The sequence below is a fragment of the Paraburkholderia sp. EG287B genome, assembly GCF_040965595.1.
Taxonomy (GTDB): domain Bacteria; phylum Pseudomonadota; class Gammaproteobacteria; order Burkholderiales; family Burkholderiaceae; genus Paraburkholderia.
On sequence record NZ_JBFRCG010000010.1, the window covers coordinates 160,450 to 175,714 of the forward strand.

Here is a 15,265-nt window from a genome sequence, read left to right on the forward strand (position 1 = left end):
TGCGGCGGCAACTCATCGAGCGTGCGGCCCAGCGGATGACAGCCAGTATGGGGAATATGCGTCGACCGCCGTTGTGGTTCCGTTGAACGCAGACACGCACAAAGAGTGCGGTCTACGACACGACGGGCATGAAGCTGGTGACGGACAGCGCCGGGAGTTATCTGGTGCAAGACCAAGACCCGTCCATGCTGGCGACGCCATCGAAGGTAGCGCAAGACCTGATTACGGAAGGCACGGGCGGCGCAAGCTCGCCGTACAGTTGGGGCACGTCAAGTACCCAGGCAGCGACGCTAAAAGTTGATCCGCATGGACCGTTCTCGGCAGGATTTAATACGGGAGACTATTCGGCGGGATTTGGTACGGCAGGGCGAGGTTTGGCGGGTGATTATGCGAGTGGCGGCGCATCTGTCCTGTCGGGTACTGCGGGAGTAGCAAGGAATCTGTATGATGGGACAACTTATCTTTCAGGTGGCGTTTCACAGCCGTTTCCCGGCGCATCGTGGAATCCCGGTTTGACCGCAACCGTCGGGTGGATTTGGGGGGCGAACGATGCCAAATCGGTCAATGCCTTTTTAAATGGTGACGGTAACCAAGCCTACATTTCTATTCCAACTCCATTCGGAGCTAATATGGTCGGTGCAATTACACATGCCTATGGTGGCTCAACTGCGCTTGAGCTTGGCATAGGCACTCCGGGCGGGCTGAACTATGGTGTCACCCCATGGAGGGGTACCGGTTATCCAGCCAACGAAGTGAGGCAATAATGGTTCGAGGACCGACGCAAGAAGAGTATGAGAAATTCACTCCAGGGCAGAAGGCCATATATTGGACCTGCGTTGTAATCATGTTCGTGATTATTGGTGGCCTAGCAGTAAAGAAACTCTTCTTTAGCTGAAACAGCAACCTCGGCTGTGGCCGGGGTTGCTGTTTGTAGTAGCGCTGTTCGTGCGTGATGACGAGCCTGCAGTGGTGCACTTCGACCCTCGAGCGCACGGAGATGCGAACAGCGACGCGGCGATCCAGAATGCTTCACACGTGAAAGGCGCGAACAGCGTGACGGTGATCTCGGGCGGCGACACGAACATCACCGGCTCTCAGGTCAACGGTGGCAAGGTGATCGCGGACGTGGGCGGCAACCTGAACATTGCAAGCGTGCAGGACGTGACGAACAGCGCCGGGCATCAGAGCAGCGCGGGCGGTGGCTTCACGATCAGCCAGGGCGGTGGCAGTGCGAGCTTCAGCGCGCAGAACGGCCATGCGGATTCGAACTATGCGGGCGTGAACGAGCAGGCGGGGATCAATGCGGGTAGTGGTGGCTTCGATATCAACGTGAGGGGGAACACGGACCTGAAGGGCGGCGTGATAACGAGTGCGGCCGACGCAGCACAAAACAGCCTGACGACCGGGACGCTGACGTATAGCGATATCGCGAACCAGTCGCACTACAGCGCCAACAGCAGTGGCATCAGTGTGGGCGGCGGGCTAGATTCGACGGGCAAGGCGATCGGCCCCGGCTCGACGCCGGGCGGGGCGATCCCGACGTTTGCATCGCAGGCGGGCGACGAAAGCGCGACGACGAGGAGCGCCATTGGCGCGGGTACGATCACGATTACCGACGCGACGAACCAGACACAGGACGTGGCGAGCCTGAGCCGCGACACGACCGGCACGAACGGCATGGTGTCGAAAACACCGGACGTGAACGAGATCCTGAACCAGCAGGCCGACACGATGCAGGCGGCGCGAGCGGCGGGTCAGGTGATTGCGCAGGGGATTGGCACGTATGCGCAGGGCAAGTACAGGGAGGCCCAGGATCAGGCGGATGCGGCGACAAAGGCGGGTAATCTGGAACTGGCCGCTCAGTACCAGGCGGTCGCGGATTCGTGGGCTGAGGGTGGGAGTAACCGTGTAGCGCTGCATATCTCGGGCGGAGCGCTGCTGGGCGGGCTGGGTGGCGGCAGTGTCGGGACGGCGCTGCAGGGGGCGGCCGGAGCAGGGCTGTCGGCAGCGCTGGCGAATCAACTGGACAGTCTGTCGAAGGGAATCGCGGACAGTACTGGCTCAACGCTGCTGGGCAGTCTGGCGTCGAACGTGGCGGCGGGTATTGGTGGCGCGCTGGTTGGTGGGGGTGTGGGCGCGACCACGGCGGCCAATGCGGACCTGTACAACCGGCAGCTGCATCCGGATGAGCGGCAGTGGGCGAAGGACAACGCAAGCAAATTCGCGCAGTTCTACAAAGATCAGACCGGACAGACGATCACGGCTGACCAGGCGCAGCAGATGTTGTTGGCAAGCGGCTACCGGTCGGTTGATGCGGCAGCAAGCGCAGGACCGGCGCCGGACGGAAACCAGTACGCGACGGCGTTCATCAGCCAGAAAGGTGGAAGCATGTTCCGTGCGGCGCCAACTGAGTACAACAGTCCGTTCCTCTATGGCAACGCGGACCATTCGCTCTCGCCGGAACAACAGGCCCTTCCAGGACACGACGCTCACCCGCAAGTTGGTGTTGCAGCAGGAGGCGCTCTCGCAATGGTCGCAGTCGGTACTGTTTCGCCATTGCTCGCAGGAGCGTGGGCTCTCAATACCGCCTACGATTTCTCCGGTGACGCGATCGGTTACCTTACCCACACGAGCAGCGACGCCCCGAACGCTGGGAAGTCTCTGGTAGTTGGAGGTGCGGCCGCCGCCTTGACACCACTTGGACTTCCTCTGGATACACTTGGAAGTGGTATCGGAGCGAAGATCGCGGTCGGCACCTACAATGGACTTGTAAGCGCGACGGGAGCGTTCGCTGGGGGGGGGAATGGTCAATCCATCGAGCGACCCGTCCGCTTCCGCAGCGACTTCGGCAACCGCGTATGGCGTTGGCACGGCAGCGCAAATTTGGCTCCCCGGTCTCACGGGCAATATTGCAAACCACGTTGTCCAAATTCTCTCAGGGCCAGCGCAAACGAAGGTCCAGAATAGCTTGAACAATCCGAATTCCTCAAAATGAGATCGCTCTAATGAGTCGCTTGCTAGTTTTTCCGTTCGAACTGGTCAATCAAGGCGGTCTAAGCGCCGGTGTCGGGTGCCTATTTTTCGCTATAGGGCTATTGCTAATTTTCATCGTTTTCAAAATCTCACTTGGTTTACTCAACTTCAGTGTCGTGAGTCCGGCAACAAAGAAGGGCCGGGTAACACGAAAATTCGTCGAGCCGGAACACACCGAGCAGCAAGGTCGGCTTTTGGTCAAGGTGCCGGCTAGAAATATGCTGGAGGTGGACGTGGAGGGCCACTTGTTTGTGATTGGGCCACCAGATTGGAAATACGAAAGAGTAAGCGAAGGTGACGAAGTTGATGTTCTGTTGCGCATCGGTCGCCTAACCCGAGCCGAAGTACTCGACGATATCGGGCCGTTTTAAAACTGCCGCTGAACGGGGCGTTTCGGCGGGGGCGCTAGACCTGTACAACCGGCAGCTTCACCCGGACGAGCGAAAACTGGCGAAAAATATTGCCGATAAAAGCAACGGCCAGTACACGCAGGCGCAGGTGGAAGACCAGTTGCGGCTCATGGGCCTGTCGTCCGCGGATGGTAGCTCGGTGCTGCCGGGAACCGCCGAGGAACTGAACGGGCGCACCCCAACCGATCCGGGCGCGAAGTGGATCGATACGGGCTTGACGAACGCAAACGGAAATCCGCTGGTGATCCAGGCTGCCGCTGCGGGAGCCAGTCTTCCGACGCCGTATGCCCCGGCCCTAGATACCATCGCCTTTGGCAGCACGGTGACGGGCATCGCAGCAGATTTTATCCAACAGATCGCGCAGCCGAATTCGGCGCAATATGTGTTCAACGGCTTCACGGCAATGTTGAGTAACTACGCATCAAGCAAATTTCCTGGGCTCACGCCGGCTATTAATGAGCTAACAAACCAGGTGAACTCCAGTAGCGCCGTAGCCTCGATTCAAGACCGTACGAATAAAGCGGTGGGCGCAAACACCACAGGGAAAAAGCAATGAAGATTCGATTCATCGAGGACGGAAACCTTAGTTCGTGGCTGCGTCTTCTTCTTATTCTCCTCGGCATTGGGTTCGCTGCCACTGCAATTGAGTTCGATCTTCCCTTTGTCTGGGCTCGCATGCTCCTGCTTATCGGATTCGCAATTGCACTTGTTGGGGGAATGACGAGTCGCGCTAAATTTCTGCACATAAAACCGTTCGACAACAGCTACAAAAAGGCGCGCAAGAGCTACGAAGTGAAAGACGACGGGCAGAACAAGTCCTGATAACAAACCGGCGTTGGCCGGGTTTATTGTTTGCAGTACTGTTCAATCTGTCGTGGTGACAAGCCTGCTGTGCTTGACGATGATTCTCACGCGCTGACCGGGTTCCTCATTTGAGCGTCGGCTCCAGCAAGAGTGAAAGCCGGTTTTCGGAGGACCAGACGATCCAGCGCGGCTCGAACGTGGCGGCGGGCGCTACGGCGGCGTTCGTCGCAACGGGCGACGGTACACCCGGCAGCGGCAACGTCACGATTGCCGGATCGAACGTGAGCGCGAACGACGTGCTGCTGGCCGCGAAGAACCAGGTGAACGTGGTCAACACCACGAACACCGATTCGACGCGCAGCTCGAACAGTTCCAGTAGCGCGAGCATTGGCGTGCAGTACACGCTGGGCGGCGGCTTTGGTGTGTCGGCCGCGATGGCGAACGCGCATGGAGATGCGAACAGCGACGCGGCGATCCGGAACGCCTCGCACGTGAACGGCGCGAACAGCGTGACGGTGATCTCGGGCAGCGACACGAACATCACCGGCTCTCAGGTCAACGGTGGCAAGGTGATCGCGGACGTGGGCGGCAATCTGAACATCGCGAGCGTTCAGGACGTGACGAACAGCGCTGCACCGTGGAACGATTGGTTATATATTTGGTGCACATGATGCAAAGTCGACCAGCGACTTCTTGACTGGCGATGCAAATCAGGCATTTATTTCTGTGCCTACACCGTTTGGCCGCAACGTTGTTGCTGCGATAACGCATTCGTATGGCGGCGCAACGCCTATTGCAGTAGGCATTGGTCAGTTCGGTCCTGTTACGTTTGGCGTGGTGCCGTGGGGACACACCACGCAGATTACCGGGCAACCGAAGTAAGGAGACTTGTATGGCTGTGGGTGGAGGTCCGACTCCCGAACAATGGGAGAAAATGACGCGTGAGCAGAAAATTAGATACTGGATTTGGGTCGCTCTTGCATGCGCGTTTATTGGTGGTTTGCTGATCAAGAAGGTCTTCTTTAGCTGAAACAACAACCCCGGTGCTGGCCGGGGTTGTTGTTTGCAGTGCTGCTTACTCGTGCATGATGACGAGCCTGCCGTGGTGCACTTCAATCCTCGCTTGCTGCCCGGCCTCGAAGCCCGCAAGCTCAAGTCATCGCCCCGATAACGTGCGCCACGGATAAAGCGGCGACTCGGTGCGCGTTCGCGCGCCGGTATCGCCACCACTGCTAGATAGTGACGCGCCGCCCGGGGATGAGCGGCGCATACATTAAGACTGCCATTAGCCATGATCAACTCCTGTGTTGAGTTGGTGGTGGTTGGCGGATTGTATGAGCTGCCACCCACGCGGCCCGCGCTTCGATTATTCGCCTACAACGGAGCTGCCACTGCGCTAGGCGTCGGCGCTGGGTCGATACTCGGCGAAACCGTCAATATTGGAACCGTCAGCGGGGATATTCCGTTGACCACAGACAAAGCCGGATGAAATGGTGACGTGATGCCTGCTTCCCGTTCTCGTATCCTAATCGATCGCGTCGCATTCGAATTGCGTGCCTGATCGTCTTTACAACGATGATGGGGTTCAACTATTACGTGGTGCTGAAAAGCATGCTCTTCGGTTGAAACACCACCCCAGACCGCGGCCGAGGTGTTGCCTGTAGTCACCAGAGACTAATGAATTTCCATAAATCGTAGTAACCAGCCACCACACTCCAGTCGCTATCTCAATAATTCAGGAATCCAAAAAAAGCAACGTATGATTTTCCACACCCCATCATCACCATGAAAATCCAAAAGAGGTTATCAGCGCTGCCGCTCACAGCCCTGGCCACACTCGCGTCCAACGTGCCGGCACAAAACCTGGGCGGCATGGAAACCGAGCAAATCCAGCAACAGCGACTCGACGCGCAGCAGCGCGAGGCCACCGTCCAGGCACCCGCCGTGCGCTCGGCCGTGCCGCAGGCGCAGGCGTATCCCGACCTGCCGCAGGAGACGCCTTGTTTCCGTATCGAAGCATTCACGCTCGACGTGCCGCCCGCGCTGTCCGACGCGGTACGAAAGCAGGGCGCGTCCGCGCTGCCGCAGGACCCGTTCGCCTTCGCGCTCGAGTGGCTCGGCCACTACCAGGGGCAATGCATCGGCAAGGCCGGGATGGACGTGCTCGTGAAGGGCCTGCAACAGACGATCCTCTCGCGCGGCTACGTCACCACGCGTGCGCTGATGCCCGAGCAGGACCTCTCCTCGGGCGTCATGAGGTTTGCGCTCGTGCCTGGTGTCGTGCGTCAGGTGCGGCTGGCCGATCCGTCGATGTGGGGCACATGGAGAACGGCATTCCCCACCGGCAGCGGCGAGCTGCTGAACCTGCGCGACCTCGAGCAGGGCCTGGAGCAGATGAAGCGCGTGGCGAGCCAGGACGCCGACATGCAGATCGAGCCCACCGGCGCACCCGGCGAAAGCGATGTGATCGTGACGCTCAAGCGCAGCAAGCCGTGGACGTTCGTCGCCTCGGTGGACAACTCGGGCACCGACGCCACGGGCAAGTGGCAGGGCAACGTGAGTCTTGGTATCGACAACCCGCTCGGCCTGAACGACATCTTTACGCTAGGCGCGAACCAGGATCTCTCGTTCGGCAACAAGTCGCTGGGTTCGCACGGTTTCAATGGCTCGTATTCGGTGCCGTGGGGCTACTGGACGGCCACGCTCTCGGGCAACACGAACACCTACTACCAGAACATCGCGGGCGTGAACCAGACGTTCGTATCGAGCGGCAATTCGCAGATTGCCGCGCTGCGTCTCGCGCGTGTCATCGCGCGCGGCCAGAACGATGTCCTCGGTGGCTATATGCAGCTCTCGAAGCGGTTTGGCGACAGCTTTATCGATGACACGACCATCCCCACGCAGGCGCGCAACAACACGTTCCTCGAACTCGGGGTGACCGATCGTCATTACTTCGGCGCGGCACAGTTCGACGGCACGCTGGCGTATCGCCAGGGCATCGGGGGATTTGGCGCGACACCGGATCCGTACACGAACGGTCCCACCTATCGTTTCCACATGGCGGTGCTCGACGCCAACCTCTCGGTGCCGTTCGCCATCGCCTCGCAGCGCTTCGCTTATACGGGAACCGTGCATGGCCAGTTCACCAACGACACGCTGTTCTATATCGACGACCTGACCATCGGCAGCCGCTACACCGTGCGCGGCTTCGACGGCAACACGATGCTGGCCGCCGAGCGCGGCTTCTACTGGCGCAACGAGCTGCAATGGTCCGTGTTCCAGACGGGGCAGACGCTCTACGCAGGCGTTGACTACGGCCACGTGTTCGGGCCGGGTACGGCGTTCCTCGCGGGTACGCAGCTCGCGGGCGCGGTGATCGGCGTTCGCGGCGGGATCCCGATGAAATACGCAGGCTTGAGCTATGACCTTTTCATGGGAACGCCGATTTCCAAGCCTCACGGTTTCCCAACTTCACGCCTGACGGTCGGCGTGCAGGCCACCGCACAGTTCTGACAAATCGCCCCGTCGTCGTGCGTGAGTGGGCCGCGTTGCCCGGTGTTAAGCTACGCCAACACCATCCCCCTCACGATCATGGACTACATCGACAGCCTGCGGATCTTCCGCTCCGTCGTCGAGGCGCGCAGCTTCACACGCGCCGCGGACATGCACAGCCTCACCACGCCCGTCGTCTCGCGCGCCATCGCGCGCCTCGAAAAGCGCCTCGGCAGCCGGCTCTTTCATCGCAGCACGCGCGCGGTGTCGCTCACCGAGGCGGCTGAGCGCTTCTACGAAGGCTGCTGCCGCGTGCTCGACGACCTCGACGCGCTGGAGGCCGACGCCACCGTGCAAACGCGTGAAGCGAGCGGCGTGCTGCGCCTGGTCGCGCACACCACGGCCACGGTCAATCGCCTCGTGCCGCTCATCGCCAGCTTCAAACGCGCGCATCCCAAGGTGACGCTCGACGTGATCCTCACCGAGCGCCCCGTCGACCTGATCGCGGACGGCTACGATCTCGGCCTCGTGCTGCCGTTCATGCTCAACAACGAATCGACCGTCACGCGCCTGCTCGAGCGCATTCCGCTCGCGCTCGTCACGACGCCTGTGTATCTCGAAGCGCATGGCACGCCGAAGCATCCTGCCGACCTCGCCAACCACGTGTTCGTGCCGATGCCGCCTTCCATGCGCAAGCCCGTGATCGCGTTTCGCGTGGGCGAGGAGGAAGTCGTCGTGCCGTTGCATCACGAAATCGCCTCGAACAACCCCGAGTTCAACCGCGCGATGGTGCTGCAAGGCTTCGGCATCGGCATTCTCCCCACCGCGCTTGTCGGGGAGGAACTCGAGGCGGGCAAGCTCGTGACGGTGCTCGACGATTTCCCGCTCATCGACATGCAGATCGAGATTCGCCTCGCCTACACCACGCGCACGCTGCTGCCGGCGAAGGTGCGCGCGTTCATCGACCACGCCACGGCGTTTTTCGATGACGTGACGCACGAGACATCCTCCGAAATGAAGGCGGATTGAAAGGTTGGCGGCGATTATTGTCGCCGCGTCCATAATGTGATGCGGCGCATAAGCCTTGTTCGCGGCCTGACTGCCGACTAATCTGTGCATATGCACATCTATCAGTCACCCGAGCTCGACGATTGCTTTGCCGTACGCCAGGCCGCGCGGCATCTGTCGCAGCTGTACGAGCGGCACCTGAGCGCGGCGGGCCTCACGCCCACGCAGTTCAGCATTCTCGGCGCGCTGGGCCGCGCGTCGAGCCTCACGATGGCGGAACTCGGGCGCTCGATGGTGATGGAGCGTACCACGCTCGTGCGGGCCTTGCGACCGCTGTTGCGCGGTGCGCTCGTGGCCGATGCGCCGGACCGCGGCGGACGCCGCCGCCGCCTCGCGCTCACGCAAGTGGGCCGTACGCGGCTCGACGCGGCGCACGAACACTGGCGCGCGGCGCAGGACGAATTCGAGCGCCGCTTTGGCGCACGACGCGCCGCGTGGCTGCGGCGCGAGTTGTTTCGCATCACTCGGGCAGTTTAGTGTTTTCGGTCGGGTTTGTGGGTTGCGTCGCGCTTCTTCCCCTCGCGGCGCTTTTTTCATCTTTAGCAGTGTATATGCACAGGTAAACGTCATGTCGAGTCCTTCCACTTCCGTCGTGGTCGAGCCGACGCAAGCGAGAGAGCGTACGCGCATCTCGCGCATGCGTCTCGCGCTCGGCGCGGTCGCTCTCGTGCTGGCGGCCGCCGCCGGCTACTGGTTCTTGGTGCTGCGCTTCGTCGAGACCACCGACGACGCCTACGTCGGCGGCAATGTCACCGTGATGGCGCCGCGTGTTAGCGGCTTCGTCGCCGAGATTCCCGTGCAGGACAACCAGCGCGTGCACGCGGGCCAGGTGCTGCTGCGTCTGGACTCGCGCGACTACGACGCGAAGCTCGCCCAGGCCAACGCGGAGCTTGCGAGCGCGCGCGCCGCGGTCGACGAGTTGCAGGCGAGGCGCACGTTGCAGGAAGCGGTGATCAACCAGCACCAGGCCGAAGTGCGCGCGTCGAATGCGGAACTCACGCGCAGCGGTCAGGACCAGACGCGCTATCGCGAGCTGGTAAAGGACGACGCGGTCTCGAACCAGCTGGTCGAGCGTGCGGATTCCGACTACGCGAAGGCCCAGGCGTCGGTTGCGCAAAGCGGCGCGGCGGTGCTGGCGGCGCAACGCCAGCTCGACGTGCTGGCCGCGCAGATCAACGACGCCCAGGCGCGTGTCGCAACGGCCGAGGCCAACCAGCGCCTCGCGCAACTGAACGTCGAATATACGACGTTGACCGCGCCCGTGGATGGCTACATCGGCAATCGCACGGCGCGGGTGGGCACGCTTGCCAACGTGGGCGCGCCGCTGCTGACCGTGGTGCCCGCCACGGGCCTGTGGGTGGACGCGAACTTCAAGGAAGACCAGTTGAAGAAGATGCACGCGGGCGACCGCGCCGACGTGACGCTCGACGCGGCCAGCGGCACGCTGCACGGCACCGTGGAGAGCCTCGCGCCCGCCACCGGTGCGACCTTCAGCGTGCTGCCGCCCGAGAACGCCACGGGCAACTTCACGAAGATCGTGCAGCGCGTGCCGGTACGCATCCGTGTCGACGCGAATGCGCCGGCGGACCTGCAAGCCGCGCTGCGGCCCGGTCTTTCGGCGACCGTGAAAGTGCATCTCACGCAAGCGCATTGAAGAGGCGACGACGATGAACGCCGCGACCAGCGTCGACCCGACACTCGCTCCCCATCTTCAACCGATGGCGCAACGCGCCTTTGCGTTCGCGCTGATGTGCATCGGCTTCTTCATGGCCACGCTCGACATCCAGATCGTCGCTTCGTCGCTGCGCGACATCGGCGGCGGTCTTTCCGCGAGCCAGGACGAGCTGTCATGGGTGCAAACGGCTTATCTGATTGCCGAGATCATGGTGATTCCCATGTCGGGCTGGCTCTCGAAGGTGTTCTCCACACGCTGGCTCTTCGTGGCCTCCGCGGTGGGCTTCACCATTACGAGCATGTTGTGCGGCCTCGCCTGGGACATCAACTCGATGATCGTGTTTCGCGGCCTGCAAGGCGCGCTCGGCGCGGCGATGATCCCCACCGTGTTCACCACGGCCTTCGTGCTCTTTCCCGGCAAGCAGCGCCTCGTCGCCTCGACGACGATTGGCGCGCTCGCCTCGCTCGCGCCCACGCTCGGGCCCGTGATCGGCGGCTGGATCACCGATCAATGGTCGTGGCATTGGCTGTTCTATCTGAACCTCGTGCCGGGCATTGCGGTGGCCGCGCTGGTGCCGAAGTACGTGAACATCGACAAGCCCGATCTTTCGCTGCTCAAACGGGGCGACTATCTCGGCATCGTGCTCATGTGCGGCTTTCTCGGCTGCCTCGAATACGTGCTCGAAGAAGGCCCGCGCAAGAACTGGTTCGGCGACGACGTGATCGTTGCCTGTACGTGGATCTCGGCGATCTGCGGCTTTCTCTTCATCGTTCACGCGCTCACGGCGAAGGACCCCATCGTCGATCTGCGCGCGTTGCTCGTCCGCAACTTCGGCATTGGCAGTCTGCTTTCGTTTGTCACGGGCATCGGCATTTTCGTGGCCGTTTATCTCACGCCGCTCTTTCTCGCGGAAGTGCGCGGCTACAGTTCGCTGCAAATCGGCTTGTCGCTGCTTTCGGTGGGCGTGTTCCAGTTGCTCGCGCTTGGCGTCTACGCCTACGCGACGCGCTATTTCAGCATGCGCGCGCTGATGCTGTTCGGACTGGTCTGCTTCGGGTTTGGCTGCTACCTGTATGTGCCGCTCACGCACGACTGGGGCTGGCAGCAGTTCCTCGTGCCGCAGGCGCTGCGCGGCATCGGCCAGCAGTTCGCCATTCCGCCCATCGTCACGATGTCGCTCGGCTCGCTGCCGCCTTCGCGGCTCAAGTCGGCAAGCGGGCTCTTCAACCTCATGCGCAATCTGGGCGGCGCGATCGGCATTGCCGTGAGCGCGACGATGCTCAACGACCGGCTCAACTTCCACTATCTGCGTCTGAACGAGAGCGTGACCGGCGGCGCGCCACAGGTGCAGTTGTTGCTGGCGGGCCGCACCGCGTACTGGTCGTCCGTGGCGGGCAATGCCGTCGATGCCGCCGAAGCGGGGCTCGCGCAACTGCATGCACTGGTGCTGCGCGAAGCGCTCGTGATGACGTTCTCCGATACGTTCTTCGTGCTCTCGCTTTGCTTCCTGGTCGCCATTGCGAGCGTGGCGTTCTCCAAGCCCATTTCGCTGGGCGGCCCGCCGCCCGACGCCCATTGAGGTGACCCATGAAAACCCCTGAACGCTCATCGACTCCCATGCGTCTCGTACTCTCGCTGCTGTCCGCTGCCGTGCTCGCCGCGTGCGCGGTGCAGCCCGCGCAGCATCCCGCCCTGCCCGCCACGGTGCACGAAACGGCGCCGGCGGCATGGCGGATCGACGCGCCGCAGGATGCCATCGAAGCGCGCGCCTGGTGGGCGCAATTCGGCGATCCGACGCTCGATACGTTGCTCGCCACGGTGCTCGAAGGCAACCTCGACTTGCAGGCCGCGGCCGAACGCGTGAAGCAGGCGCAATCGATCACGACGCAAAAGCACGCGGCGCTGCTGCCGCAACTCGATTTCACCGCGCATGGCGCTTATACGCGGCAGAACACGCCGCCGCCGCTCGGCTATGTGAAGCAGGCAGGCGCGGGCCTCGCGCTGAGCTGGTCGCCCGACGTGTTCGGCGGCGAGCGGCTCGACCTGCTCGCGGCGCAAGCGAACCTCGTGGGCCAGAAGCATGCGCTCGATGCCGTGCGTCTCGCGCTCGCGGCGAACACGGCCTCGGCGTATGTCGATCTGCGCTATGCCCAGGCAGAGTTGAAGATCCTTCAGGATAACCTGGAGATTCGCAAGCGTACCTTGCTGCTCACACAAGACCGCCTGAAATACGGCCTTTCCACGCAACTGGACGTGGCGCGTGCGCAAACGCAGCTAAGCGAGCTGCAGGCGCGCATTCCACGCGCGCAGGCGAGCATCGATCATCAGTTGAACCTGATCGCGGTGTACACGGGGCGCACGCCGGAGTCCGTGGCGCAGCTCGCACTCGCGCAAACGGCGCCCATTCCCGGCGTGCCCGCGAGCGTGCCGCAGATGCTGCCTTCCGAAGCGCTGCTGCGCCGCCCCGACGTGCAGGCCGCCTACGCGACCGTGCAGCAGCGCGCGGCGGAAGTGGGCGTGGCGCGTGCCGAGCGTTATCCGAAGTTCACGCTCAATCTCACGGATGGCATTCTCGCCGCGTCCTATCTCGGCATGCCCACGCTCACGGATAACCTCTTTAGCGCGGCGATCGGCGCGACGAGCCCGATCTTCAACGCGGGGCGCATCACGGCCGACATCGACCAGAGCGAGAGCCGCATGCGCGAGTCGCAATTGAATCTGCAGGAGACCATGCTGCAGGCTCTGCGCGAAGTGGAAGACAGCCGCAGCGATCTGGTGAGCACGGCGAGCCAGACCCAGCAGTTGAACGACGCGCTGGGTTCGTCGGCGCAATCGCTCAAGCTGGCCAACCAGCTCTACAAGGGCGGCGCCGCGGACTTTCTCGATGTGCTGAGCGCGCAGCAAACCCTGCTCGCCGATCAGGACCTGCTCAACGACGCGCAGCGCGAGCGCGCGCAGGCCGCGGTGGCGCTCTACCGGTCGCTGGGCGGCGGATGGAGCCAGAGCGGCGACGTGGTGCTTGCGCAGGAAACGCCGGCGCACGGCGGCTAAAAAGCACGGACGGAGCCATGACCTCGAGATCAAGCGCCGGATGCCGCCTCGCGAGCCAGCGAGCGCCACTGCGCGGGCGTCATGCCGACGTGGCGCTTGAAGCCGCGCTGGAACGCGGCGTCCGACTGGTAGCCCACGAATTCGCCGATCTCGGCCACGCTGTCGTTGCTCTGCGCGAGCATGCGGCCCGCGAGGGTCATGCGGATATCGGTGAGCACGTCGGCGGCCGAGCGGCCGATGGCCTCGTCGAAATGCCGCGCGAACGTCGCGCGCGACATGTGGCAAAGCTCGGCAAGCTCGGGCAGCGTCCAGGACTTGCCGGGCGTTTCGAACATGGCGTCGATCGCGGGTTGCAGGCGCGGCCGCTGCGCGAGCGCGAGCAGGCCGCGCGGCGGCGCGTCGCCGGCGCTCGCATAGCGCAGTGTGAGCCCGAACAGCGCGCCCGACAGATGGTTCACGAGCGACTCGCTGCCCGGCGCCGCCTCATACGCTTCGTCCCGCAACAGCGCGATCAGGCGCACGAGACGTTCGGGCGCCTGCGTGCCGTCGCGCGCGCTATGCACGACGAGCCGCGCCGGCAGATTCTCGCGCAGCAGCCGCTGCGGCACGGCGGGCAGCAGGAAGCGGCCGCACAGGACGTCGGCGATGGCGCCGTCGCCCACATTGGTTTCGATGCTCACGCCGTTTTCCATCCGCCTGGCAACCGCGGCGGGCGCCGTGCCGCTGCCGTCGTGCAGCACGTGCGCGCTGCCCGAGGGAAACAGCACGATGTCGCCTGCATGGAGCGCGACGGGCGCGCCGTGCGCATCTTCGACGATGGCGCGCCCCGCAAGCAGCACGTGATAGCGGATCTCGCGCTCCTTCGCAGCGGGATCGTCGATGCGCCAGGGCGCGCCGAAATGGCAGCGCACGTCGAGGCGGCCGGCAACGGGCATCAGCGCGAGAAGGCGGCTCAGCAGATCCATGGTGGGCGAGTGAGACGATTGAGCATGAAGTCGCGCCATTCTGGCATTAAAAGGGCGACGGTGCGCGACTAGACTGCATCCATGCCATCGACGATGGCAGCGCGACACAGACACCCGCTCGCGACCACGCAACGTTAAAGGAGCAAAACATGTCCCGTCTTTCCGCCATCAAGCCTGAAGCCGCCACCGGCGCCGCCGCTGAGATCTTTGCAAAGATCCGCAAGGCCGTGGGCAAGGTGCCCAACGCCTACGTCACCATCGGCACGCATAGCCCCGAAGCGCTGGGCGCATTGCTCAACATGGAGGCCGTGATCTCCGCCGGCACGCTGTCGAAGCCCGACATCGAAGCGATCAAGCTCGCGGTGAGCGAAGTGGCGGGTTGTGACTACTGTCTCGCGGCCCACACGCTGGCGGGCAAGTTCGCCGGGCTCGCGCCGGAAACGATGAAGGCGGTCCGCGCAGGCGAAGCGAGCGGCGACGCGAAGCGCGACGCGCTCGTGCACTTCGTTCGTCTGCTGGTGACCACGCACGGGACGCTGCCCGAAGCGGACGTGAGCGCGATTCGCGAAGCCGGTTATACCGAGCGCCAGATCGTGGAAATCGCGCTCGCCGTGACGTCGATTACGTTCACGAACCTCGTGAACCGCGTCAACGATACGACACTGGATTTCCCGGCCGCACCGTAACGTAGCGGCAACGGTTTTACCACCCCGCGTGCGCTGGACACGACATCAATCGTGCCAGCGCACGCGAGCGCTTGTTCCACA

At 62.9% G+C, this 15,265-nt stretch carries 15 protein-coding genes; 14 read left to right on the top strand and 1 reads right to left on the bottom strand.

Going from position 1 to position 15,265, the window contains the following annotated elements; all coding sequences use genetic code 11:
- Positions 1–128: 128 nt before the first annotated feature.
- From AB4Y40_RS19650 to AB4Y40_RS19710, 13 genes are all read left to right on the top strand, one after another.
- Positions 129–764, top strand: a complete 636-nt coding sequence (locus AB4Y40_RS19650; protein ID WP_368689192.1) for a polymorphic toxin type 22 domain-containing protein — start codon at positions 129–131, stop codon at positions 762–764.
- 157 nt (positions 765–921) lie between these two features.
- Complete coding sequence (locus tag AB4Y40_RS19655; protein ID WP_368689193.1) at positions 922–2,967, top strand: hemagglutinin repeat-containing protein; 2,046 nt, start codon at positions 922–924, stop codon at positions 2,965–2,967.
- Positions 2,968–3,005: 38 nt separating this feature from the next.
- A complete protein-coding gene (locus AB4Y40_RS19660; RefSeq protein WP_368689194.1) occupies positions 3,006–3,404 on the top strand; it encodes a hypothetical protein in 399 nt (132 codons plus the stop codon).
- Between the two features lie 127 nt (positions 3,405–3,531).
- On the top strand, positions 3,532–3,999 hold the full coding sequence (locus AB4Y40_RS19665; RefSeq protein WP_368689195.1) for a hypothetical protein: 468 nt from the start codon (positions 3,532–3,534) through the stop codon (positions 3,997–3,999).
- Entirely contained in the window at positions 3,996–4,265 is a 270-nt protein-coding gene (locus tag AB4Y40_RS19670) for a hypothetical protein (protein ID WP_368689196.1), read from the top strand. Before AB4Y40_RS19665 ends, AB4Y40_RS19670 begins: the two co-directional genes overlap by 4 nt.
- 110 nt (positions 4,266–4,375) lie before the next feature.
- Positions 4,376–4,918: a hemagglutinin repeat-containing protein gene (locus AB4Y40_RS19675; protein WP_368689197.1), complete on the top strand. Its 543-nt coding sequence runs from the start codon at positions 4,376–4,378 to the stop codon at positions 4,916–4,918.
- Between the two features lie 22 nt (positions 4,919–4,940).
- Positions 4,941–5,129, top strand: a complete 189-nt coding sequence (locus AB4Y40_RS19680; protein ID WP_368689198.1) for a polymorphic toxin type 22 domain-containing protein — start codon at positions 4,941–4,943, stop codon at positions 5,127–5,129.
- A gap of 903 nt (positions 5,130–6,032) precedes the next feature.
- Complete coding sequence (locus AB4Y40_RS19685; RefSeq protein ID WP_368689199.1) at positions 6,033–7,760, top strand: ShlB/FhaC/HecB family hemolysin secretion/activation protein; 1,728 nt, start codon at positions 6,033–6,035, stop codon at positions 7,758–7,760.
- A gap of 78 nt (positions 7,761–7,838) precedes the next feature.
- Complete coding sequence (locus AB4Y40_RS19690; RefSeq protein ID WP_368689337.1) at positions 7,839–8,768, top strand: LysR family transcriptional regulator; 930 nt, start codon at positions 7,839–7,841, stop codon at positions 8,766–8,768.
- A gap of 90 nt (positions 8,769–8,858) precedes the next feature.
- A complete protein-coding gene (locus AB4Y40_RS19695; protein WP_368689338.1) occupies positions 8,859–9,284 on the top strand; it encodes a MarR family winged helix-turn-helix transcriptional regulator in 426 nt (141 codons plus the stop codon).
- A 91-nt stretch (positions 9,285–9,375) separates the two neighbouring features.
- Positions 9,376–10,461, top strand: coding sequence for an HlyD family secretion protein (locus AB4Y40_RS19700; protein WP_368689200.1), 1,086 nt, complete (start codon positions 9,376–9,378; stop codon positions 10,459–10,461).
- A 64-nt stretch (positions 10,462–10,525) separates the two neighbouring features.
- Positions 10,526–12,061 carry a DHA2 family efflux MFS transporter permease subunit gene (locus AB4Y40_RS19705; protein ID WP_368689339.1) on the top strand — a complete coding sequence of 512 codons (1,536 nt, stop codon included), beginning with the start codon at positions 10,526–10,528 and terminating at the stop codon, positions 12,059–12,061.
- 8 nt (positions 12,062–12,069) lie between these two features.
- A complete protein-coding gene (locus AB4Y40_RS19710; RefSeq protein ID WP_368689201.1) occupies positions 12,070–13,533 on the top strand; it encodes an efflux transporter outer membrane subunit in 1,464 nt (487 codons plus the stop codon).
- A gap of 29 nt (positions 13,534–13,562) precedes the next feature.
- Here AB4Y40_RS19710 and AB4Y40_RS19715 read toward each other — a convergent pair whose 3' ends face one another.
- A complete protein-coding gene (locus AB4Y40_RS19715) occupies positions 13,563–14,498 on the bottom strand; it encodes an AraC family transcriptional regulator (protein ID WP_368689202.1) in 936 nt (311 codons plus the stop codon).
- Positions 14,499–14,647: 149 nt separating this feature from the next.
- Here AB4Y40_RS19715 and AB4Y40_RS19720 point away from each other — a divergent pair, with 149 nt between their 5' ends.
- Positions 14,648–15,184, top strand: coding sequence for a carboxymuconolactone decarboxylase family protein (locus tag AB4Y40_RS19720; protein ID WP_368689203.1), 537 nt, complete (start codon positions 14,648–14,650; stop codon positions 15,182–15,184).
- The last annotated feature ends 81 nt before the right edge of the window (positions 15,185–15,265 follow it).

Coding starts and splice junctions, on each gene's coding strand:
- AB4Y40_RS19650 (WP_368689192.1), top strand. CDS start 129: ATGAAGCTGGTGACGGACAGCGCCGGGAGTTATCTGGTGCAAGACCAA.
- AB4Y40_RS19715 (WP_368689202.1), bottom strand. CDS start 14,498: ATGGATCTGCTGAGCCGCCTTCTCGCGCTGATGCCCGTTGCCGGCCGC.
- AB4Y40_RS19720 (WP_368689203.1), top strand. CDS start 14,648: ATGTCCCGTCTTTCCGCCATCAAGCCTGAAGCCGCCACCGGCGCCGCC.
- AB4Y40_RS19705 (WP_368689339.1), top strand. CDS start 10,526: ATGGCGCAACGCGCCTTTGCGTTCGCGCTGATGTGCATCGGCTTCTTC.
- AB4Y40_RS19700 (WP_368689200.1), top strand. CDS start 9,376: ATGTCGAGTCCTTCCACTTCCGTCGTGGTCGAGCCGACGCAAGCGAGA.
- AB4Y40_RS19710 (WP_368689201.1), top strand. CDS start 12,070: ATGAAAACCCCTGAACGCTCATCGACTCCCATGCGTCTCGTACTCTCG.
- AB4Y40_RS19690 (WP_368689337.1), top strand. CDS start 7,839: ATGGACTACATCGACAGCCTGCGGATCTTCCGCTCCGTCGTCGAGGCG.
- AB4Y40_RS19670 (WP_368689196.1), top strand. CDS start 3,996: ATGAAGATTCGATTCATCGAGGACGGAAACCTTAGTTCGTGGCTGCGT.
- AB4Y40_RS19695 (WP_368689338.1), top strand. CDS start 8,859: ATGCACATCTATCAGTCACCCGAGCTCGACGATTGCTTTGCCGTACGC.
- AB4Y40_RS19685 (WP_368689199.1), top strand. CDS start 6,033: ATGAAAATCCAAAAGAGGTTATCAGCGCTGCCGCTCACAGCCCTGGCC.
- AB4Y40_RS19660 (WP_368689194.1), top strand. CDS start 3,006: ATGAGTCGCTTGCTAGTTTTTCCGTTCGAACTGGTCAATCAAGGCGGT.